The following is a 21,132-nucleotide window of genomic DNA, read 5'->3' as shown; positions in this document are numbered from 1 at the left end:
CAGGTGGTCTCGGTCACCACTCCACCGCGGACAAGCCTCACGCCGCCCGCTTCGCCCTACCGTGGCACGAGAGCGATCGCTCGCACCCCCGATACGGAAAGGGCCGGGACGCAATGACGACCACCCACGCCTTCTGGCTCGCCGGCCGCGAGGCCACCGGCGAGGCCACCTTCGACGTCACGAACTCCTTCGACGGACGTCTCGTCGGCAAGGTGAGCGTTCCCACCGAGGCCCAGGTCGAGGAGGCCGTCGCCGCCGCGCACGCCGTGGTCGACGAGTTCGCCGCGACCCCGGCGCACGTCCGCGCCGCCGCCCTCGACCACGTATCGAAGCGTCTCGCCGAGCGCACCGAGGAGATCGCCCAGGTGATCTCCGCCGAGAACGGCAAGCCGATCAAGTGGGCCCGCGGCGAGGTCGGCCGTGCCGTCTCCGTCTTCCGTTTCGCCGCCGAGGAAGCCCGCCGCTTCAACGGCGGAGAGGCCCAGCGCCTGGACACCGAGGCCGGCGGTGTCGGCCGCCTGGCGATCACCCGCCGTATCCCCAAGGGCGTCGTCCTCGGCATCGCGCCGTTCAACTTCCCGCTGAACCTCAGTGCCCACAAGGTCGCCCCGGCCATCGCCGTCGGCGCCCCGATCATCCTCAAGCCGGCCCCGTCCACCCCCATCTCGTCCCTGATCCTGGGCGAGCTGCTGGCCGAGACCGACCTGCCGGCCGGCTCCTGGTCCGTCCTGACCGTGCCGAACGACCGCATGCCGGCCCTCGTCCAGGACGAGCGCCTCCCGGTCATCTCCTTCACCGGCTCCGACAAGGTCGGCTTCGCCATCCAGGAGTCCGTGCCGCACAAGCACTGCACCCTGGAGCTCGGCGGCAACGCCGCCGCCGTCGTCCTCGGCGACTGGGCGTCCGAGCAGGACCTGGACTGGGCGGCGACCCGTATCGCCACCTTCTCCAACTACCAGGGCGGCCAGTCCTGCATCTCCGTGCAGCGCGTCATCGCCGACGCCTCGGTCTACGACCGACTGGTGCCGAAGATCGTCGCCGCCGTCGAGGCCCAGGTCACCGGTGACCCGGCGGACGACGCCACCGACGTCGGCCCGCTCGTCGACGAGAACGCCGCCAAGCGCGTCGAGGCCTGGGTGGACGAGGCCGTCGCCGCCGGCGCGAAGCTGCTCGCGGGCGGCAAGCGCGAGGGCGCGACCTACGCCCCGACCGTCCTGACCGACCTCCCCGCCGACGTCACCCTGGCCCGCGCCGAGGTCTTCGGCCCGGTCCTGACGATCGCCAGGGCCGACGGCGAGGCCGAGGCCTTCGCCGCGGTCAACGACTCGGACTTCGGCCTCCAGGCCGGCGTCTTCACCCACGACCTGCAGACCGCCTTCCGCGCCCACCGCGCCCTGGAGGTCGGCGGCGTGATCATCGGCGACGTCCCGTCCTACCGCGCCGACCAGATGCCGTACGGCGGTGCCAAGAAGTCCGGCGTCGGCCGCGAGGGCGTCAAGTACGCGATGGACGACTACACCTACGAGCGCGTCCTCGTCCTCACGGGCCTCGCCCTGTAACCCGGACGTACGTACGCGTACGGACTCACGAGACCGACGGCCGGAGCCCACTGTGCGGGGGCTCCGGCCGTCCTCGTGCGCTCCCGCCGTCTTTCGGGGCGCCGCGAAATCGGGTACTACGGACGAGTAGCCACAAGGCACCCGACGAGCGGCGAGGTGAGCTCCTCATGTCCGCACCCACCCAGCGGCCCAAGGTCACGGAACGCGAGGCCCGGCAGGTCGCCGAGGCAGCGCGCGAGCAGGACTGGCGCAAACCCAGCTTCGCCAAGGAGCTGTTCCTCGGCCGCTTCCGGCTGGACCTCATCCACCCCCATCCGATGCCCTCCGAGGAGGACGTGCGGCGCGGTGAGGCCTTCCTCGCCAAGCTGCGCGTCTTCTGCGAGACGCGGATCGACGGCCGGCTGATCGAACGCGAGGCGCGCATCCCCGACGAGGTCGTCACCGGCCTCAAGGAGATCGGCGCGTTCGGGATGAAGATCGACCCGAAGTACGGCGGGCTCGGCCTCACCCAGGTGTACTACAACCGCGCGCTCGCCCTCGTGGGCTCCGCGAGCCCCGCGATCGGCGCGCTGCTCTCGGCGCACCAGTCGATCGGCGTACCGCAGCCCCTGAAGATCTTCGGTACGCAGGAGCAGCGCGAGACCTACCTCCCGCGCCTCGCCCGCACCGACATCTCCGCCTTCCTCCTCACCGAACCGGACGTCGGCTCCGACCCGGCCCGGCTCGCCACCACCGCCGTGCCGGACGGCGACGACGCCTACGTCATCGACGGCGTGAAGCTCTGGACGACCAACGGGGTCGTCGCCGACCTGCTCGTCGTCATGGCGCGTGTGCCGAAGTCCGAGGGCCACCGCGGCGGCATCACCGCGTTCGTCGTCGAGGCGGACTCGCCCGGCATCACCGTCGAGCACCGCAACGCCTTCATGGGCCTGCGCGGCCTGGAGAACGGCGTCACCCGCTTCCACGGTGTCCGGGTCCCGGCCGCGAACCGCATCGGCCCCGAGGGCGCCGGTCTCAAGATCGCCCTCACCACCCTGAACACCGGCCGCCTCTCGCTCCCCGCGATGTGCGTCGGCGCGGGCAAGTGGGCGCTGAAGATCGCCCGCGAGTGGGCGGCCGTACGGGAACAGTGGGGCAAGCCCGTCGCCCGGCACGAGGCCGTGGGCACGAAGATCTCCTTCATCGCGGCGACCACGTTCGCCCTGGAGGCGGTCGTCGACCTCTCCTCCCAGATGGCCGACGAGGACCGCAACGACATCCGCATCGAGGCGGCCCTCGCCAAGCTCTACGGCTCCGAGATGGGCTGCCTCATCGCCGACGAACTGGTCCAGATCCGGGGCGGGCGCGGCTACGAGACCGCGGACTCGCTCGCGGCGCGCGGCGAGCGGGCGGTCCCGGCGGAACAGCTCCTGCGCGACCTGCGGATCAACCGGATCTTCGAGGGCTCGACCGAGATCATGCACCTGCTCATCGCGCGCGAGGCGGTCGACGCCCACCTCGCGGTCGCGGGCGACATCATCGACCCCGACAAGTCGCTGGGCGACAAGGCGCGGGCGGGCGCGCGGGCCGGCGGCTTCTACGCCCGCTGGCTGCCGAAACTCGTCACAGGACCGGGCCAGCTGCCCGGCTCGTACGCGGAGTTCGACGCCCTCGCGACGCATCTGCGGTACGTGGAGCGGACGTCGAGGAAGCTCGCCCGGTCGACGTTCTACGCGATGTCGCGGTGGCAGGGCCGGATGGAGCTCAAGCAGGCGTTCCTCGGGCGGATCGTGGACATCGGTGCGGAGCTGTTCGCGATGAGCGCGGCGTGCGTACGTGCGGAGCAGATGCGGGCCACCGGCGACCACGGCAAGGAGGCTTACGCCCTGGCGGACGCGTTCTGCCGGCAGGCGCGGCTGCGGGTGGAGGAGTTGTTCGGCCGCCTCTGGGCCAACACGGACGACCTGGACCGCCGGGTGGTGGACGGGGTGCTGAAGGGCCGCTTCGAGTGGCTGGAGGAGGGGGTCGTGGACCCGAGCGGCGACGGCCCCTGGATCGCCGACGCCACCCCGGGCCCGTCCCCCCACCCCAACGCCCACCGCAAGATCCCCTGACCCCCTGCCGCGCCCGTGGGGGCAATCGTCCCGCTGGGGCGTGGGGGTCCCCCTGGACGCAGTCTGGGGGAGGGTGGGCCCACGGGACGGCGCCCTTGCCGGGCCCAGGCTCCCCGTGCCTGCGGTGCCTACGGGTGCGGCGCCGTCGCGGGTTGTGCCCACCCGTTCCGCCCTGCGGAACAGTTGCCCACAACCCAGGCGGGTGAGGGTGGGAGCCGCCCAGCGGCACGCGGGGGCAACCGCCGCCCCGGGCCGTCCAGTGGGCGGACGGGGTGCGCCGGGCGCTCGAGCCCACGGCACCATGGCCCCGTGACCGTCATCGACATCCCCGGCTCCAAGTCCGTCACCGCCCGCGCGCTCTTCCTCGCCGCCGCCGCCCGAGGGACCACCACCCTCCTCCGCCCCCTCCGCTCCGACGACACCGAGGGCTTCGCCGAGGGGCTCAAGGCCCTCGGCTACGAGGTCGCCCAGGAGCCGGGCGCCTGGCACATCGAGGGCCGGCCGGCCGGACCCGCCGCCGACGCCGCCGACGTCTACTGCCGCGACGGCGCCACCACCGCCCGCTTCCTCCCCACCCTCGCCGCCGCGGGCCACGGCACCTTCCGCTTCGACGCCTCCCCCCAGATGCGCCGCCGCCCCGTCGGCCCCCTCACCACCGCCCTGCGCACCCTCGGCGCCGACCTCCGCCACGAGCAGAACGAGGGCCACCACCCCCTCACCGTGCACGCCGCCGGCATCAAGGGCGGCGCGCTCACCCTCGACGCCGGCCAGTCCTCCCAGTACCTGACCGCGCTCCTCATGCTCGGGCCGCTCACCGCCGAGGGGCTCGACGTCACCGTCACCGACCTGGTCTCGGAGCCGTACGTCGAGATCACCCTCGCGATGATGCGGGCCTTCGGGGCGCAGGTCACCCGGGAGGGCCGTACGTACACCGTCGCCCCCACCGGCTACACGGCCACGCGCTACCCCGTCGAGCCCGACGCCTCCACCTCCTCGTACTTCTTCGCCGCCGCCGCGCTCGAAGCGGGCCGCACCGTCACGGTCCCCGGCCTCGGAACCGGCGCCCTCCAGGGCGACCTCGGCTTCGTCGACGTCCTGCGCCGGATGGGCGCGGACGTCGAGATCACCGACACGGAGACCACCGTCCGCGGCACCGGAACCCTCCGCGGCCTCACCGTCAACATGCGTGACATCTCCGACACCATGCCGACCCTCGCCGCCCTCGCGCCCTTCGCCGACGGACCGGTCCGCATCGAGGACGTCGCCAACACCCGCGTCAAGGAGTGCGACCGCCTCGACGCCTGCGCCGAGAACCTCCGCCGCCTCGGCATCACCGTCACCACCGGTCACGACTGGATCGAGATCCTGCCCGGCACGCCCGCCGGCCCCGTCGAGATCGCCACCCACGGCGACCACCGGATGGTCATGTCCTTCGCCGTCACCGCCCTGCGCACCCCCGGCATCACCTTCGACGACCCCGGCTGCGTACGGAAGACGTTCCCCGACTTCCACCACGTGTTCGGAGCCTTCACCCGCACCCAGTGAAGGGCGCTCGGTCTTTGCGGCAAGAATGGGGGCATGAGCGACCGCCCCTCTCCTCTCGCCGACCCGCACCTCGTCTTCGATCCGAGCGAAGGCCGCCGGGACATCGTCGTCCTCGGCTCCACCGGGTCCATCGGCACCCAGGCCATCGACCTGGTCCTGCGCAACCCCGACCGCTTCCGGGTCACCGCCCTCGCCGCCTCCGGCGGCCGGGTGGAACTGCTCGCCGAGCAGGCCCACCGGCTCGCGGTCGACGCGGTCGCCGTCGCCCGCGAGGACAAGGCCCCCGCGCTGCGGGAGGCGCTGACCGCGCTGTACGGCCCCGGGGCCACGCTCCCCGAGATCCTCGCCGGGCCCGACGCCGCCACCGCGCTGGCCGCCTCGCCCTGCCACACGGTCCTCAACGGCATCACCGGCTCCATCGGTCTGGCGCCCACGCTCGCCGCCCTCGAAGCCGGCCGCACCCTCGCGCTCGCCAACAAGGAGTCGCTGATCGTCGGCGGTCCGCTGGTCAAGGCCCTGGCCAAGCCGGGTCAGATCATCCCCGTCGACTCCGAGCACGCCGCCCTCTTCCAGGCGCTGGCCGCCGGCACCCGCGCCGACGTGCGCAAGCTGGTCGTCACCGCCTCCGGCGGCCCCTTCCGCGGCCGTACGAGGGAGGATCTGGCCCACGTCACCCGCGAGGACGCGCTCGCCCACCCGACCTGGGCCATGGGACCGGTCATCACGGTCAACAGCGCCACCCTGGTCAACAAGGGCCTGGAGGTCATCGAGGCGCACCTCCTCTACGACATCCCCTTCGACCGCATCGAGGTCGTCGTCCACCCCCAGTCGTACGTGCACTCGATGGTCGAGTTCACGGACGGCTCCACGCTCGCCCAGGCCACCCCGCCGGACATGCGCGGCCCGATCGCCCTCGGCATCGGCTGGCCCCAGCGCGTCCCGGACGCGGCCCCCGCCTTCGACTGGACCAAGGCCTCCAGCTGGGAGTTCTTCCCCCTCGACACCGAGGCCTTCCCCTCCGTCGGCCTCGCCCGCCACGTCGGCGAACTGGGCGGCACCGCGCCCGCCGTCTTCAACGCGGCGAACGAGGAGTGCGTCGAGGCGTTTCTCGCCGGAAAGCTGCCGTTCAACGGAATCATGGATACGGTCACGGCAGTCGTCACCGAACACGGCACCCCCGAGAGGGGAACCTCACTGACGGTGTCGGACGTCCTGGAAGCGGAGACCTGGGCCCGGGCCCGGGCCCGGGAACTGGCAGTACTCGCTGCGAAGGCAACCGCGGAGGCGCGCGCATGACCGTTCTTCTGACGCTCCTCGGCATCGCGCTGTTCGCGTTCGGGCTGCTCGTCTCCATCGCCTGGCACGAGCTGGGACACCTCTCCACCGCCAAGCTCTTCGGCATCCGCGTGCCGCAGTACATGGTCGGCTTCGGTCCGACCATCTGGTCGAGGAAGAAGGGCGAGACCGAGTACGGCATCAAGGCCGTCCCGGCCGGCGGCTACATCCGGATGATCGGCATGTTCCCGCCCGGCAAGGACGGCCGGATCGAGGCCCGCTCCACCTCGCCGTGGCGCGCCATGATCGAGGACGCCCGGGAGGCCTCCTTCGAGGAGCTCCAGCCGGGCGACGAGAAGCGGCTCTTCTACACGCGCAGGCCGTGGAAGCGCGTCATCGTGATGTTCGCCGGCCCGTTCATGAACCTGATCCTCGCCGTCGTGCTCTTCTTCGGCAGCGCCATGGCCGTCGGCTTCGAGGCGCAGACCACGAAGGTCGCCGGCGTCACCAACTGCGTCATCGACCAGAGCGAGAAGCGCGACACCTGCGAGCCGGGCGACCGCCCGTCGCCCGCCAAGGCCGCCGGACTCGTCAAGGGCGACCGGATCGTCGCCTTCAACGGCGAGCGCGTCACCGACTGGAACACCCTCTCCGACCGCATCCGGGCCACCACCGGCCCCGCCACCGTCACCGTCCAGCGAGACGGCAAGGAGCTCGACCTCCGGGCGACGCTCCTGGAGAACAAGGTCCTCAAGAAGGACGCGGACGGAAACGTCGTCCAGCCCCTGCAGTACGTCTCCGCCGGCTACCTGGGCTTCGAGTCCGGCCGCGAGGTCGTCCCGCTCACCTTCGGCGAGTCCGCCTCCCGGATGAGCGACCAGCTCCAGGCCGGCTTCGAGTCCGTCCTCGCCCTGCCCGGCAAGATCCCGGACCTCTGGGACGCCACCTTCGGCGACGGCGAGCGCAAGCAGGACTCACCCGTGGGCGTCGTCGGCGCGGCCCGGATCAGCGGCGAGCTGATGAGCATCGAGGCGCCCGCCGAGACCCGGCTGGTCTTCTTCCTCCAGCTGCTCGTCATGTTCAACGTGTCGCTGTTCCTCTTCAACATGCTGCCGCTGCTTCCGCTCGACGGCGGCCACATCGCGGGCGCCCTGTGGGAGTCCGTACGCCGTCACACCGCGCGGATCTTCCGGCGCCCCGACCCGGGTCCGTTCGACGTGGCCAAGCTGATGCCGGCCGCCTACGTGGTGGCGGGCGTGTTCGTCTGCTTCACCCTGCTGGTCCTCGCCGCGGACATCGTCAACCCGGTGAAGCTGACGTGACCGATCGGTGGCCGGGCCCCCTGGGTGTCCGGCCACCCGCGCCCGGGGCGGTAATCTCGAAGACCTGAGCCCGATGAACCACACCTTGGGGTTGTACAGCTGATGACCGCGATTTCTCTCGGTATCCCGTCCGTTCCGACCCGGCTCGCCGAGCGGCGCAAGAGCCGCCAGATCCAGGTCGGGTCGGTCGCGGTGGGCGGGGACGCGCCCGTCTCGGTGCAGTCGATGACGACGACCCGTACGTCCGACATCGGCGCCACGCTCCAGCAGATCGCCGAGCTGACGGCCTCCGGCTGCCAGATCGTCCGGGTCGCCTGCCCCACGCAGGACGACGCCGACGCGCTCGCCACGATCGCGAGGAAGTCGCAGATCCCCGTGATCGCCGACATCCACTTCCAGCCGAAGTACGTCTTCGCCGCCATCGAGGCCGGCTGCGCGGCCGTCCGCGTCAACCCGGGCAACATCAAGCAGTTCGACGACAAGGTCAAGGAGATCGCCCACGCCGCCAAGGACGCGGGCACCCCGATCCGGATCGGCGTCAACGCGGGCTCCCTCGACGCCCGGCTGCTGAAGAAGTACGGCAAGGCCACCCCCGAGGCGCTGGTCGAGTCCGCGCTGTGGGAGGCCTCCCTCTTCGAGGAGCACGGCTTCGGCGACATCAAGATCTCGGTCAAGCACAACGACCCGGTCGTCATGGTCAACGCCTACCGCCAGCTGGCCGCCCAGTGCGACTACCCGCTGCACCTCGGCGTCACCGAGGCCGGCCCCGCCTTCCAGGGCACGATCAAGTCCGCCGTCGCGTTCGGCGCGCTGCTGTCCGAGGGCATCGGCGACACCATCCGCGTCTCGCTCTCGGCCCCGCCGGTCGAGGAGGTCAAGGTCGGCAACCAGATCCTGGAGTCGCTGAACCTCAAGCCGCGCCGCCTGGAGATCGTCTCCTGCCCGTCCTGCGGCCGCGCCCAGGTGGACGTGTACAAGCTGGCCGAGGAGGTCACGGCGGGTCTGGAGGGCATGGAGGTCCCGCTGCGCGTCGCCGTCATGGGCTGCGTCGTCAACGGACCCGGCGAGGCCCGCGAGGCCGACCTGGGTGTCGCCTCCGGCAACGGCAAGGGCCAGATCTTCGTCAAGGGCGAGGTCATCAAGACCGTCCCCGAGTCGAAGATCGTCGAGACCCTCATCGAGGAGGCGCTGAAGATCGCCGAGCAGATGGAGAAGGACGGCGTGATGTCGGGCGAGCCCACGGTCGCGATCGGCGTCTGACCCCTCCCCCCACCCGTACGACGAGGCCCCGGGCTCCCCGCCCGGGGCCTCGCCCGTTCGTGCCCCGGGCCTCGCGCCGTTCGGGCCCGGGTCCGGGGCCCGGCCCCGTTTGTGCCACCCCGCCCGCACAGGGCGCCTCGCGCACTCGCCCGCCACCTCCCCGACGCGCCAGGTACAGTGCGGAGAATCAGCAGACCGCATGGTGAGGCCCCCTCGTGTTGACGCAGACCACCACCCGGGTCCTCGAACCCGCCGACCTCGGAGCAGCGCTCGCCGTCCTCGAGAGCGCCCCCGTGGAGAACGCCTTCGTGACCGCCCGCGTCCAGGCCGCCGGGCTCGACCCCTGGCGCCTCGGCGGCGAGATGTGGGGCTGGTACGCCGACGGACGGCTGCGCTCCCTGTGTTACTCCGGCGCCAACCTCGTCCCCATCTGTGCCACCCCCGAGGCCGTCCGTGCCTTCGCCGACCGCGCCCGCAGGACCGGCCGCCGCTGCTCCTCGATCGTCGGCCCCGCCGAGCCCACCGCTCAGCTCTGGAGCCTCCTGGAGCCGAGCTGGGGCCCCGCCCGGGACGTCCGGGGCCACCAGCCCCTGATGGTCACCGAAGGGCCCTCCGCCACCGTCGACCCCGACCCGCACGTCCGCCGCATCCGCAAGGACGAGGTGGAACTGATCATGCCGGCGTGCGTGGCCATGTTCACCGAGGAGGTCGGCATCTCACCGATGGCCGGCGACGGCGGACTGCTCTACCAGGCCCGCGTCGCCGAACTCGTCGGCACCGGTCGCTCCTTCGCCCGGATCGAGGACGGCAAGGTCGTCTTCAAGGCGGAGATCGGCGCCGCGACCCGCCAGGCCTGCCAGATCCAGGGCGTCTGGGTCGCCCCCGAGTACCGCGGCCGCGGCCTCTCCGAGACGGGCATGGCCGCCGTGCTGCGCTTCGCCCTCGCCGATGTCGCGCCCGTCGTCAGCCTCTACGTCAACGACTACAACACCCCCGCCAGGGCCGCCTACCGCCGCGTCGGATTCCGCGAGGTCGGCGCCTTCATGAGCGTGCTCTTCTGAGGCACTTGTAAGGTGCGGCGCATGGATGACGCTGACGTCACGATCGGACCTGTCGACCTCGCCGCACGCGTCGACGACGCCCTCGCCGTACAGGCCGTGGCCTTCGGGCTGAGCGAGGACGAGATCGTCGTACGCCGCCACATCGTGCTGCGCCATCTGCTCAACCCGGGCGCCCAGGCGTACGGAGCGACCACCGCGACCGGGCGGCTGGTCGGGTTCGTGTACGGCATGCCCAACGACCGGACGCACTGGTGGTCCGGCGTCGTGGAGCCGTACCTGCGCGCCAACGGCACCGTCGACTGGCTCGACGACTCCTTCGTGATCACCGAACTCCACGTCCACCCCGACCATCAGGGCCGGGGCGTGGGCCGGGCGCTGATCACCACCATCACCGACCGGTCGAAGCTGGCGCGCTCGATCCTCTCCGCGATCGACACCGAGAGCCCGGCACGCGGCCTGTACCGCTCCCTCGGCTACGTCGACCTGGCCCGCATGGTCCACTTCCCCAGCGCCCCCCGCCCGTACGCCGTGATGGGCGCCCCGCTCCCGCTCCCGCGCCGGAACTGATTTCCGCCCGCGAGGGCCGCCCGGCTAACCTCCTAGGGGGTGTCCGGCGGACCGTGGCCGGGTCCACGACGCCTGGCACGGCACCTCGCCGCGTTGCCGAAGCGCCTGAACAGCTCCGCTGTCGAGGCACTCCGGCGCCTTGCGATGCACCGCACCAGACGCCGCGTCCTATCCGGCCCTGGTCCACCGGACACCCCCTAGCCACCACCCTTACCCGGCAGGAGTACGAGAACCATGGCCAACGCACCGGTCCAGCGCATGTCCCAGTTGATGGCGAAGACGCTGCGCGACGACCCGGCCGACGCCGAGGTCCTCAGCCACAAGCTCCTCGTCCGCGCCGGCTACGTCCGTCGCACGGCCGCCGGCATCTGGAGCTGGCTGCCCCTGGGCAAGAAGGTCTTCTCCAACGTCGAGCGCATCGTCCGCGAGGAGATGGACGCCATCGGCGCCCAGGAGGTGCTGCTCCCCGCCCTGCTGCCGCGTGAGCCCTACGAGGCGACCGGGCGCTGGGACGAGTACGGCGCCGAGCTCTTCCGCCTCAACGACCGCAAGGGCGGCGACTACCTCCTCGGCCCGACCCACGAGGAGATCTTCACGCTCCTGGTCAAGGACCAGTGCTCGTCCTACAAGGACCTGCCGGTCATCCTGTACCAGATCCAGACGAAGTTCCGCGACGAGGCCCGCCCGCGCGCCGGCATCCTGCGCGGCCGCGAGTTCCAGATGAAGGACTCGTACTCCTTCGACACGGAGGACGAGGGCCTCGCCCAGTCCTACGCCCTGCACCGCGAGGCCTACAAGCGCGTCTTCGAGCGCCTCGGTCTCGACTACCGCATCGTGGCCGCCACCGCCGGCGCCATGGGCGGTTCGAAGTCCGAGGAGTTCCTCGCCCCGGCCGAGGCCGGCGAGGACACCTTCGCCGACTGCCCGAACTGCGACTTCGCCGCGAACACCGAGGCGATCTCCTACGAGCTCCAGCCGGTCGACGGCTCCGCCGTCGCCGCCGCCGAGGAGATCCCCACCCCCGACACCCCGACCATCGAGACCCTGGCCGCCTCCCTCGGCGTCCCGGCCTCCGCCACGCTCAAGAACCTCCTGGTGAAGGTCGACGGCGAGATCGTGGCCGTGGGCGTGCCGGGCGACCGTGAGGTCGACATGGGCAAGGTCGAGGAGCACTTCGCCCCGGCGGCCGTCGAGATGGTCACCGAGGCCGACTTCGCCGAGCGCGCGGACCTCGTCCGCGGCTACGTCGGACCGCAGGGCCTGGAGAAGGTCACGTACATCGCCGACCCGCGCGTCGCCCCCGGCACCGCGTGGATCACGGGCGCCAACAAGGAGGGCATGCACGCGAAGAACGTCGTCGCGGGACGTGACTTCGAGGTCTCCGAGTACGTCGACGTGGTCGTCGTCCAGGAGGGCGACCCGTGCCCCAAGTGCGGCACCGGCCTCAAGCTGGACCGCGCCATCGAGATCGGCCACATCTTCCAGCTCGGCCGCAAGTACGCCGACGCCCTCAAGCTCGACGTCCTCGGTCAGAACGGCAAGCCGGTCCGCGTCACCATGGGCTCGTACGGCATCGGCGTCTCGCGCGCCGTGGCGGCGCTGGCCGAGCAGAGCGCCGACGACAAGGGCCTGTGCTGGCCCGCCGAGGTCGCCCCGGCCGACGTCCACGTGGTCGCGGCGGGCAAGGCCGTCCAGACCGAGCTGGCGCTCGAGGTCTCCGAGCAGCTCAGGGCCGCGGGCCTGCGGGTCCTGGTCGACGACCGCGCGGGCGTCTCCCCGGGCGTCAAGTTCACCGACGCGGAGCTGATCGGCGTCCCGAAGATCCTGGTCGCCGGCCGCCGATCGGCCGAGGGCGTCCTGGAGCTGAAGGACCGCCGCACGGGCGAGCGCGAGGAGCTCCCGGTGGCGGAGGCCATCGCCCGCCTGAGCGCGTAGCACGCCGCTCGCGGCCCCGGTGCCCGCCGCATGTGGCGGGCACCGGGGCCGCGTCGCGTCAGGCCGCTTCGTTCCGGGGGGCCGGATCCGCCGGGGGGCCTGCCACCGTGTCGTCCGGCAGCGGCGGGAGATCCGCCAGGTCGGGGAGGTCGGGGAGGTCCGTCGTCACCCGGGTCCCGGGCTGCGGCCCTTCCAGGGCCTCCGCCTCGTCCGGGAGCACCGGCAGGGGGTCCTGGAACGTCTCCGGCGGCGCCACCGGCACCGGGGGCGTGGCCGCCTCGGACGGCGCCGCGCCGGTCTGCGGTCCCGCCGCCCGCTCCAGGAACCGCAGCAGCTCCACCGGGATCGGCAGCACCAGCGTCGAGTTCTTCTCCGCCGAGACCGCCATCACCGTCTGCAACAGCCTCAGCTGCAGCGCCGCCGGCTGCTCCGACATCACCGCCGCCGCCTCCGCCAGCTTCCTCGACGCCTGCAGCTCCGCGTCCGCGTTGATCACCCGCGCCCGGCGCTCCCGGTCCGCCTCCGCCTGGCGCGCCATCGAGCGCTTCATCGTCTCCGGCAGCGAGACGTCCTTGATCTCGACCCGGTCGATCGCCACCCCCCAGCCCATCGCGGGGCTGTCGAGCATCAGTTCCAGACCCTGGTTGAGCTTCTCCCGGTTCGACAGCAGGTCGTCCAGATCGCTCTTGCCGATGATCGACCGCAGCGACGTCTGCGCCATCTGCGAGACCGCGAACCGGTAGTCCTCCACCCGCACCAGCGCGTCCGCCGCGTCGACCACCTTGAAGTACACGACCGCGTCGACCCGCACGGTGACGTTGTCCCGGGTGATGCCCTCCTGAGCCGGCACGGGCAGCGTCACGATCTGCAGGTTCACCTTGTGCAGCCGGTCGACCACCGGAACGATCATCGTGAATCCGGGCTGCCGGACCTGGCTCACCAGCCGCCCGAAGCGGAAGACGACACCCCGTTCGTACTGCTTCACCACGCGCGCAGCCGCGCCGACGTACACCACGACCGCTACAGCGGTCGCCGCCGCCGCTGCCAACAGCTCTTCGACCATGACGGCCCCCTGAACTCCGAGCCGAGCGTTACAGAAAGGGTATTCCCCTACAGCCAGCCCGCGAACTCCAGCAACAGCTCCGCGTCCTGCCGCCGCCCCGCCGTGAGCGCCCGCGTGCCCGACTCGACCGCCCGGAACAGGGTCCAGCCGCGCAGCCGGTCCCGGTCCACCTCCAGGGAGTCCGCCAGCTTGTTGACCCGCCGCCGGGCCGCCGACGCCCCGGCCGAGGCCGCCACCAGGTCCTCGACCCGGTCCCGTACCAGCCGCGCCAGGTCGTAGGCGCGTTCGCCGACCAGCGGCTCGGGTCCCACGGCCAGCCACGGGGCGCGGTCACCGGCGAGCACCTTGCCCTGGCGGAAATTGCCGTGCAACAGCAGCGTCTCGGGGGACTCGGCGACCAGCTCCGCGCGCGCCTCCAGGGCGGCGGCGGTCAGCGCACCGGTCTCGGCGTCCGCCCGGTAGGGCTCCATCGCCGTGGCCTGCCTGTCGGTGCGCTCGGCCACCGACTCGAAGCCGTGCGCCGCCGGCGGATCCACCCAGAGCTTCCGTACCGTGCCCGCCGCCTCCAGGAGCGCCTTGGCCTCCGGCAGGGAGCGCACCGACACCTCCGGGTGCAGCCGCTCCAGGACCAGCGAACCGTCCTCGGGCGCGTCGAGCAGCCGCACCGCGCCCCAGCCGTTCCAGTGCGCCAGCGCGTCCCGCTCCAGGTCGGGCCGGGCGGCCTCCGGGACGATCTTCAGCGCGGCGGGGGAGTCGTCGGCGCGCCGGACGAGCACCACCAGACTGCTGCGGCCGCCGGGCGCCATCACCCGCTCGACGGTGAGGGAGGCCTGCTCCACGGCGTTCCCCGTGAGCTCGGGCAGCTTCCCGAGCCACTCGGCCGCGACCGCGTCCCCGTACGTCTCGCCGAGCGTCCGCACCAGTCGCTGCGGCGGTTCGAAACCCATGCGTGCGTTGTTCCTTCTGCAGTACGGAGCTGGTCGGGGGCCGTCGGGGCCGTAGCGGTGCCGGGCTCACACCCGCGCCGGGATCACACCCGCGCGGCTCACACCCGCTCGGCGAGCCCAGGAAAGGTTACGTCGGTGCCGCGCCAGCGGACGGCCCGTACCGCCGCCTCCCGCAGCGCGGCGGCCGCGTCCCGCCGCAGCGGACCCTCCGCGGCCCGTACGAGGTCGGAGTACACCCCGGCCACCCGGTCCTCCAGGACGGCGGCGAGACGTACGGCCGCGGCCGTGTCCGGCACCGGGAACGGCAGCTCGTAGCCTGCCGCGGCGGCCACCGGTTCGCCGCCCAGGTCCCGCACGGTTCTGCGCAGTCCGTCGCGCCTTGCGCGGTGCGCCTCGTACGCCGCCGTGGCCTCCCCGCGCCGCTCGGCGCCGATCCGGCCGCCGACGACGCCGTACCCGTACACCGCCGCGTGCTCGGCGGCGAGCGCGGCGCGCGCCGCGTCGAGGGCGCTCATCCCCGGCCTCCTTCGGTCAGCAGATAGGCGTGGACCGCTCCGGCCGCCGCCACGGAGGCGAGCAGCCGGGCGTACTCCGGCGGCGCGTCGAGCAGCGTCGCCGCGTGGACGTCGGCGGTCGACCGGGCGGCCGCCGCCAGCTCCTTGAGGGCGACCGCCGGATCGGTGGCCACCGTGGGGGGCACCGGGGCCCCGGAGCCCGAGGGGGCCGGGCTCGCCGTGCCGCTCCCCGTGCCGGTCGTCGCCCGCCCGGCTCCGGCGTCCCCCGGCCGGGTGTCGGCCGGCCGGGTGTCCGCCGATGGGGCGTCCTTCGCCGTGCCCTCACCCAGCGCGGCGACGTGCGCCGCCACCGCCGCCCGCAGCGGGGCCAGGCGCGCAGCCAGCGGGGGATGGGCGGCGAGCACAGCGTCGTAACGTTCCAGCAGGGCCCGGCTCGTCGACGCCGACCTGCGGCGCAGCGCCGCCTCGGCGATCGCCGCCCGCTCGGCCGCCGAGGGCTTCCTCGGCCGCCCGCCGCCGCTCTCGGAGGTGCAGCCGGCGAGTGTCACCGCTCCGGCGGCCAGGAGCGCGCGCCTGCCTACGGTCCCCGTGCGCCCCACATTCACTCCTTCGGCCCGGATCGAAGATCACCGCAGGCGAGCGTACCCGCGCCCCCCGCCCCCGTGGACGGCAACACCCCCCGCGACCGGATACCCTTTGGTCTGACACGCGACGAACCCACAACAGCACACGCGGCCGAGGAGTCACCCGGATGAGCACCACCCAGAGCGACAGGCTGCGAGCACTCCTTGAGCCGCTCATCGCCTCGCAGGGACTCGAACTCGAAGAGCTCGAGGTGGCCTCCGTGGGACGCAAGCGGGTGCTGCGTGTGGTGGTCGACTCCGACGAAGGCGCCGACCTGGACCAGGTCGCCGATGTGAGCCGCGCGCTCTCGGCGAAGCTGGACGAGACCGATGTGATGGGCGAGGGGGAGTACGACCTCGAGGTCGGCACCCCGGGCGCGGAGCGGCCGCTCAAGGAGCACCGCCACTACGTGCGGGCCACGGGCCGCATGGTCAAGCTGCAGCTCAACGACGGTGGCGAGCTCGTCGCGCGGATCCTCACCGTGGACGACGACGGCATCGACCTCGAAGTGCCGGGCGTGAAGGGGCGCAAGCTCACCGCCCGCCGGGTGGAGTTCGCGGACGTCGCCAAGGCGCGTGTCCAGATCGAGTTCAACCGCAAGGACAAGAAGGAAGAGGAGGCGTAGCCGTGGACATCGACGTGAAGCTCCTGAAGGGCTTGGCACAAGAGAAGGAGATCTCCTTCGAGATGCTGGTCGAGGCGATTGAGTCGGCCCTCCTCATCGCGTACCACCGCACCCCCTCGGCCCGCCGCCACGCGCGCGTGGAGCTGAACCGGCAGACCGGTCACGTGACGGTGTGGGCGAAGGAAGACCCCTCCGAGCTGGAGGAGGGCCAGGAGCCCAAGGACTTCGACGACACCCCGTCGGACTTCGGCCGGATCGCCGCGAGCACCGCCCGCCAGGTCATCCAGCAGCGGCTGCGCGACGCCGAGAACGACGTCACGTTCGGTGAGTACGCCCGCCGTGAGGGCGACATCGTGGCCGGCATGGTGCAGCAGGGCAAGGACCCGAAGAACGTCCTCGTCAAGCTGGACGACAAGCTGGAAGCCATCCTTCCGGTGCAGGAGCAGGTGCCGGGCGAGGACTACACGCACGGTCTGCGGCTGCGTACGTACGTGGTGCGGGTGGCCAAGGGTGTCCGCGGTCCGTCCGTCACCCTTTCGCGCACGCACCCCAATCTGGTGAAGAAGCTCTTCGCGCTCGAGGTCCCCGAGATCGCCGACGGCTCCGTCGAGATCGCGGCGATCGCGCGTGAGGCCGGTCACCGCACCAAGATCGCCGTTCGGTCCACCCGTTCGGGCCTGAACGCCAAGGGCGCCTGCATCGGCCCGATGGGCAGCCGGGTGCGCAACGTCATGGCCGAGCTGCTCGGCGAGAAGATCGACATCGTCGACTGGTCGGACGACCCGGCCGAGATGGTGGCGAGCGCGCTCTCCCCGGCCCGGGTCTCCAAGGTCGAGATCGTCGACCTGGCCGCCCGTTCCGCCCGGGTGACCGTGCCGGACTACCAGCTGTCGCTGGCGATCGGCAAGGAGGGGCAGAACGCCCGCCTGGCCGCCCGCCTCACCGGCTGGCGCATCGACATCCGTCCGGACACCGAGCACACGTCCGACGAGCAGCGCGATCGGGACTGAGCGCGCCGCAACAGAAGAGATCGCGTCCCCGTCACCCGACGTGAGGGCGAGATCACGACAAACGACCGTTCGATTCCTGCCCCAAACGGGTGGGGTCGGTACGGGGAGGTAGACTTAACCGTGTCTGGCCGGACGCATGCCCGCGCGTGCCCTGAGCGAACCTGTGTGGGATGCCGGGAGCGAGCGGCCAAGAGCGATCTGCTGCGCATCGTGGCGGTCGAGGGCGCATGCGTCCCCGATCATCGCGGTACGCTGCCCGGCCGGGGTGCGTATCTGCACCCCGCCTCGGTCTGTCTCGACCTGGCGGTCCGCCGCCGGGCGTTCCCGAGGGCCTTCAAGGTCCAGGGGCCGCTCGAACTGGCGGAAATCAGGTGTCGGCTGGAGCAGCTCACCCAGTAAGAAGAAGTACGGCACGGATAACCGTGCGGTCAGGTACCTCGCGAGTTGGAAGTAGGTCGAGATTGCGATGAGCACTCGATGAGTACGCGATGAGTACGCCCATGAAGTAGCGACGGTCCGGCGGTAACCGGACCTAAAAGGAGCGAAGTGGCTAAGGTCCGGGTATACGAACTCGCCAAGGAGTTCGGTGTGGAGAGCAAGGTCGTCATGGCCAAGCTCCAAGAACTCGGTGAATTCGTCCGTTCGGCGTCCTCGACGATCGAGGCGCCGGTCGTGCGCAAGTTGACTGATGCGTTGCAGGGTCCCGGCGGTGGCGCCGGCAAGACCGCTGCGAAGCCTGGCGCGCCTCGCAAGGCCGCCCCCTCGAAGCCCGCGGCGCCGTCTCCGGCCGCCGCGGCACGTCCCGCTGCCCCGAAGCCCGGCGCCCCGGCCCCCAAGCCGGCCCCCGCCGCGCCTGCGGCCCCGGTCACCCCGGCGGCTCCGGCGAGCAGCACCCCCTCTCCGGCTCCGGCCGCCTCGGGCCCCCGCCCGGGCCCGAAGCCCGCGCCCAAGCCGGTCACGCCGGCTCCGGCCGCCCCCGAGTTCACCGCGCCCCCGTCGGCTCCCGCCGCCGGTCAGCGTCCCGGTGGCGCGGCCCCGGGACCCCGTCCCACCGGCGAGCGTCCCGCCCGTCCGGGTCAGGGCGCGCCGCGTCCGCAGGGCCAGGGTGCCCCGCGTCCGCAGGGCCAGGGCGCTCCGCGTCCGGGCGGTGCCCGTCCGGCCGGTCCGCGTCCGGGCAACAACCCCTTCACCTCGGGTGGCTCCACCGGAATGGCGCGCCCCCAGGCGCCCCGTCCGGGTGGCGGTGCCCCCCGTCCCGGCGGCGGTGCCGCTCCGGGTGCCCCGCGTCCGCAGGGCGGCCCCGGTGGCGCCCCGCGTCCCCAGGGTCAGGGCGGCGCTCGTCCGACCCCCGGTGGCATGCCTCGTCCGCAGGCTCCCCGTCCGGGCGGCGCGCCCGGCGGTAACCGTCCGAACCCGGGCATGATGCCGCAGCGTCCCGCTGCCGGCCCGCGTCCCGGTGGTGGCCCCGGCGGTCGTGGCCCCGGTGGCCCCGGCGGTCGTCCGGGTGGCGGCGGCGGTCGTCCCGGTGGCGGCGGCGGCTTCGCCGGCCGTCCGGCCGGTCCCGGCGGTGGCGGCGGCGGCTTCGCCGGTCGTCCCGGTGGTCCCGGTGGCGGCGGCGGTCGTCCGGGTGGTCCCGGCGGCGGTGGCGGCGGCTTCGGCGGTCGTCCCGGTGGCTTCGGTGGCCGTCCCGGTGGCCCCGGTGGCCGTGGTGGCACGCAGGGCGCCTTCGGTCGTCCCGGCGGTCCCGCGCGTCGTGGTCGCAAGTCGAAGCGTCAGAGGCGCCAGGAGTACGAGGCCATGCAGGCCCCGTCGGTCGGCGGCGTGATGCTGCCCCGCGGCGGCGGCGAGACCATTCGTCTGTCGCGCGGTGCCTCCCTCACCGACTTCGCCGAGAAGATCGGCGCCAACCCGGCGTCGCTCGTCGCGGTGATGATGAACCTCGGCGAGATGGTCACGGCCACGCAGTCCGTCTCCGACGACACGCTGACGATGCTCGGCGAGGAGATGAACTACACCGTTCAGATCGTCTCGCCGGAGGAGGAGGACCGCGAGCTCCTCGAGTCCTTCGACATCGAGTTCGGCGAGGACGAGGGCGGCGAAGAGGCTCTGGTCTCCCGTCCGCCGGTCGTCACCGTCATGGGTCACGTCGACCACGGTAAGACCCGACTTCTCGACGCGATCCGCAAGACGAACGTCGTCGCGGGCGAGGCCGGTGGCATCACCCAGCACATCGGTGCCTACCAGGTGGGTACCGAGGTCAACGGCGAAGAGCGCAAGATCACCTTCATCGACACCCCGGGTCACGAGGCGTTCACCGCCATGCGTGCCCGTGGTGCGAAGTCGACCGACATCGCGATCCTCGTGGTGGCGGCCAACGACGGTGTGATGCCCCAGACGATCGAGGCGCTGAACCACGCCAAGGCGGCCGACGTGCCGATCGTGGTCGCGGTCAACAAGATCGACGTCGAGGGCGCGGACCCGACCAAGGTCCGTGGTCAGCTGACCGAGTTCGGTCTGGTGGCCGAGGAGTACGGCGGCGACACGATGTTCGTCGACATCTCCGCCAAGCAGGGTCTGAACATCGACTCCCTGCTGGAGGCCGTGGTCCTCACCGCGGACGCCTCGCTCGACCTGCGGGCCAACCCGGAGCAGGACGCGCAGGGTATTGCGATCGAGTCCCACCTCGACCGCGGTCGCGGTGCCGTCTCGACCGTCCTGGTCCAGCGCGGAACGCTGCGCATCGGCGACACCGTGGTGGTCGGCGACGCGTACGGCCGCGTCCGGGCGATGCTCGACGACAAGGGCAACAACGTCGAGGAGGCGGCTCCGTCGACTCCCGTCCTGGTGCTCGGTCTCACCAACGTGCCGGGTGCCGGCGACAACCTCCTGGTCGTCGACGAGGACCGTACGGCGCGTCAGATCGCCGAGAAGCGTGCTGCGCGTGAGCGCAACGCCGCCTTCGCCAAGCGCGTCCGCCGGGTGTCCCTCGAGGACCTCGACAAGGTGCTCAAGGCCGGTCTGGTCCAGGAACTCAACCTCATCATCAAGGGCGACGCGTCCGGTGCGGTCGAGGCTCTCGAGTCCTCGCTGCTCCAGCTCGACGTCGGTGAAGAGGTCGACATCCGTGTCCTGCACCGCGGTGTGGGTGCGGTCACCGAGTCCGACATCGACCTGGCCATGGGCTCCGACGCCATCGTCATCGGCTACAACGTCCGCGCTGCGGGCCGCGCGGCGCAGATGGCGGAGCGCGAGGGCGTCGACGTCCGGTACTACTCGGTGATCTACCAGGCCATCGAGGAGATCGAGGCGGCGCTCAAGGGCCTCCTCAAGCCGGAGTACGAAGAGGTCGAGCTCGGTACGGCGGAGATCCGCGAGGTCTTCCGCTCGTCCAAGCTGGGCAACATCGCCGGTGTCCTCATCCGCTCCGGCGAGGTCAAGCGCAACACCAAGGCGCGCCTCGTCCGCGACGGCAAGGTCATCGCCGAGGACCTCACGATCCACGGTCTGCGCCGCTTCAAGGACGACGTCACCGAGATCCGCGAAGGCTTCGAGGGCGGTATCAACCTCGGAAACTTCAACGACATCAAGATCGACGACGTCATCGCGACGTACGAGATGCGCGAGAAGCCGCGCGCCTGAGTGCGGCGGTAGGTTCGGGGCCGGTCGGCGGAAAGTATTCCGTCGATCGGCCCCGGCCGTTGCGTGTACGGTTCTGGTGTTCCTGCCAGGCG

The 21,132-nt window shown here is 72.0% G+C and carries 17 protein-coding genes; 13 read left to right on the top strand and 4 right to left on the bottom strand.

All coding sequences use genetic code 11. The features are described from left to right. The first annotated feature begins 113 nt into the window (after positions 1–113). The 9 genes from ACF1G2_RS12140 to ACF1G2_RS12100 all read left to right on the top strand — a co-directional run bounded on the left by ACF1G2_RS12140 (position 114) and on the right by ACF1G2_RS12100 (position 12,617). A complete protein-coding gene (locus tag ACF1G2_RS12140) occupies positions 114–1,559 on the top strand; it encodes an aldehyde dehydrogenase family protein (protein ID WP_383294670.1) in 1,446 nt (481 codons plus the stop codon). 167 nt (positions 1,560–1,726) lie between these two features. Then, positions 1,727–3,652 (top strand): acyl-CoA dehydrogenase family protein, encoded by a 1,926-nt coding sequence (locus tag ACF1G2_RS12135; RefSeq protein ID WP_391798195.1) that lies wholly within the window; start codon positions 1,727–1,729, stop codon positions 3,650–3,652. Between the two features lie 309 nt (positions 3,653–3,961). Then, positions 3,962–5,197, top strand: a complete 1,236-nt coding sequence (aroA, locus tag ACF1G2_RS12130) for a 3-phosphoshikimate 1-carboxyvinyltransferase (protein ID WP_391798194.1) — start codon at positions 3,962–3,964, stop codon at positions 5,195–5,197. A gap of 33 nt (positions 5,198–5,230) precedes the next feature. Next, positions 5,231–6,493, top strand: a complete 1,263-nt coding sequence (dxr, locus tag ACF1G2_RS12125; RefSeq protein ID WP_391798193.1) for a 1-deoxy-D-xylulose-5-phosphate reductoisomerase — start codon at positions 5,231–5,233, stop codon at positions 6,491–6,493. Further along, positions 6,490–7,794 carry a M50 family metallopeptidase gene (locus ACF1G2_RS12120; RefSeq protein ID WP_391798192.1) on the top strand — a complete coding sequence of 435 codons (1,305 nt, stop codon included), beginning with the start codon at positions 6,490–6,492 and terminating at the stop codon, positions 7,792–7,794. The genes dxr and ACF1G2_RS12120 overlap by 4 nt, the downstream gene beginning before the upstream one ends. A 102-nt stretch (positions 7,795–7,896) precedes the next feature. Further along, the gene (gene ispG, locus ACF1G2_RS12115) at positions 7,897–9,054 is read left to right on the top strand and encodes a flavodoxin-dependent (E)-4-hydroxy-3-methylbut-2-enyl-diphosphate synthase (protein WP_391798191.1); all 1,158 of its coding nucleotides are present in this window, start codon (positions 7,897–7,899) and stop codon (positions 9,052–9,054) included. A 215-nt stretch (positions 9,055–9,269) separates the two neighbouring features. Further along, positions 9,270–10,115 carry a GNAT family N-acetyltransferase gene (locus ACF1G2_RS12110; protein ID WP_391798190.1) on the top strand — a complete coding sequence of 282 codons (846 nt, stop codon included), beginning with the start codon at positions 9,270–9,272 and terminating at the stop codon, positions 10,113–10,115. A gap of 21 nt (positions 10,116–10,136) precedes the next feature. After that, positions 10,137–10,682: a GNAT family N-acetyltransferase gene (locus ACF1G2_RS12105; RefSeq protein ID WP_391798189.1), complete on the top strand. Its 546-nt coding sequence runs from the start codon at positions 10,137–10,139 to the stop codon at positions 10,680–10,682. Between the two features lie 234 nt (positions 10,683–10,916). Beyond that, positions 10,917–12,617 (top strand): proline--tRNA ligase, encoded by a 1,701-nt coding sequence (locus ACF1G2_RS12100; protein WP_391798188.1) that lies wholly within the window; start codon positions 10,917–10,919, stop codon positions 12,615–12,617. Between the two features lie 58 nt (positions 12,618–12,675). Here the strand turns inward: ACF1G2_RS12100 and ACF1G2_RS12095 are convergent, their stop codons facing one another. From ACF1G2_RS12095 to ACF1G2_RS12080, 4 genes are all read right to left on the bottom strand, one after another. Continuing rightward, positions 12,676–13,680, bottom strand: a complete 1,005-nt coding sequence (locus ACF1G2_RS12095) for a slipin family protein (protein ID WP_391798187.1) — start codon at positions 13,678–13,680, stop codon at positions 12,676–12,678. Positions 13,681–13,727: 47 nt separating this feature from the next. After that, complete coding sequence (locus ACF1G2_RS12090; protein ID WP_391798186.1) at positions 13,728–14,627, bottom strand: aminoglycoside phosphotransferase family protein; 900 nt, start codon at positions 14,625–14,627, stop codon at positions 13,728–13,730. Positions 14,628–14,725: 98 nt separating this feature from the next. Then, positions 14,726–15,142: a ferritin-like domain-containing protein gene (locus ACF1G2_RS12085; RefSeq protein WP_391798185.1), complete on the bottom strand. Its 417-nt coding sequence runs from the start codon at positions 15,140–15,142 to the stop codon at positions 14,726–14,728. Further along, the gene (locus ACF1G2_RS12080) at positions 15,139–15,741 is read right to left on the bottom strand and encodes a hypothetical protein (RefSeq protein ID WP_391798184.1); all 603 of its coding nucleotides are present in this window, start codon (positions 15,739–15,741) and stop codon (positions 15,139–15,141) included. Before ACF1G2_RS12080 ends, ACF1G2_RS12085 begins: the two co-directional genes overlap by 4 nt. Before the next feature lie 152 nt (positions 15,742–15,893). Here ACF1G2_RS12080 and rimP point away from each other — a divergent pair, with 152 nt between their 5' ends. The 4 genes from rimP to infB all read left to right on the top strand — a co-directional run bounded on the left by rimP (position 15,894) and on the right by infB (position 21,040). Continuing rightward, positions 15,894–16,391, top strand: a complete 498-nt coding sequence (gene rimP / locus ACF1G2_RS12075) for a ribosome maturation factor RimP (RefSeq protein ID WP_391798183.1) — start codon at positions 15,894–15,896, stop codon at positions 16,389–16,391. Between the two features lie 2 nt (positions 16,392–16,393). Next, a complete protein-coding gene (gene nusA / locus ACF1G2_RS12070) occupies positions 16,394–17,401 on the top strand; it encodes a transcription termination factor NusA (protein WP_391798182.1) in 1,008 nt (335 codons plus the stop codon). A 120-nt stretch (positions 17,402–17,521) separates the two neighbouring features. After that, positions 17,522–17,800, top strand: a complete 279-nt coding sequence (locus tag ACF1G2_RS12065) for a YlxR family protein (protein WP_352191528.1) — start codon at positions 17,522–17,524, stop codon at positions 17,798–17,800. A 147-nt stretch (positions 17,801–17,947) separates the two neighbouring features. Continuing rightward, the gene (gene infB / locus ACF1G2_RS12060; protein ID WP_391798181.1) at positions 17,948–21,040 is read left to right on the top strand and encodes a translation initiation factor IF-2; all 3,093 of its coding nucleotides are present in this window, start codon (positions 17,948–17,950) and stop codon (positions 21,038–21,040) included. The last annotated feature ends 92 nt before the right edge of the window (positions 21,041–21,132 follow it).

It is taken from the genome of Streptomyces sp. NPDC013457 (assembly GCF_043089925.1).
Classification (GTDB): domain Bacteria; phylum Actinomycetota; class Actinomycetes; order Streptomycetales; family Streptomycetaceae; genus Streptomyces.
Note: the sequence above shows the minus strand (reverse complement) of the source record. Positions and strands in the feature narration are given on the sequence as shown.

Coding starts and splice junctions, on each gene's coding strand:
- ACF1G2_RS12140 (WP_383294670.1), top strand. CDS start 114: ATGACGACCACCCACGCCTTCTGGCTCGCCGGCCGCGAGGCCACCGGC.
- ACF1G2_RS12135 (WP_391798195.1), top strand. CDS start 1,727: ATGTCCGCACCCACCCAGCGGCCCAAGGTCACGGAACGCGAGGCCCGG.
- dxr (WP_391798193.1), top strand. CDS start 5,231: ATGAGCGACCGCCCCTCTCCTCTCGCCGACCCGCACCTCGTCTTCGAT.
- ACF1G2_RS12120 (WP_391798192.1), top strand. CDS start 6,490: ATGACCGTTCTTCTGACGCTCCTCGGCATCGCGCTGTTCGCGTTCGGG.
- ispG (WP_391798191.1), top strand. CDS start 7,897: ATGACCGCGATTTCTCTCGGTATCCCGTCCGTTCCGACCCGGCTCGCC.
- ACF1G2_RS12105 (WP_391798189.1), top strand. CDS start 10,137: ATGGATGACGCTGACGTCACGATCGGACCTGTCGACCTCGCCGCACGC.
- ACF1G2_RS12100 (WP_391798188.1), top strand. CDS start 10,917: ATGGCCAACGCACCGGTCCAGCGCATGTCCCAGTTGATGGCGAAGACG.
- ACF1G2_RS12095 (WP_391798187.1), bottom strand. CDS start 13,680: ATGGTCGAAGAGCTGTTGGCAGCGGCGGCGGCGACCGCTGTAGCGGTC.
- ACF1G2_RS12090 (WP_391798186.1), bottom strand. CDS start 14,627: ATGGGTTTCGAACCGCCGCAGCGACTGGTGCGGACGCTCGGCGAGACG.
- ACF1G2_RS12085 (WP_391798185.1), bottom strand. CDS start 15,142: ATGAGCGCCCTCGACGCGGCGCGCGCCGCGCTCGCCGCCGAGCACGCG.
- rimP (WP_391798183.1), top strand. CDS start 15,894: ATGAGCACCACCCAGAGCGACAGGCTGCGAGCACTCCTTGAGCCGCTC.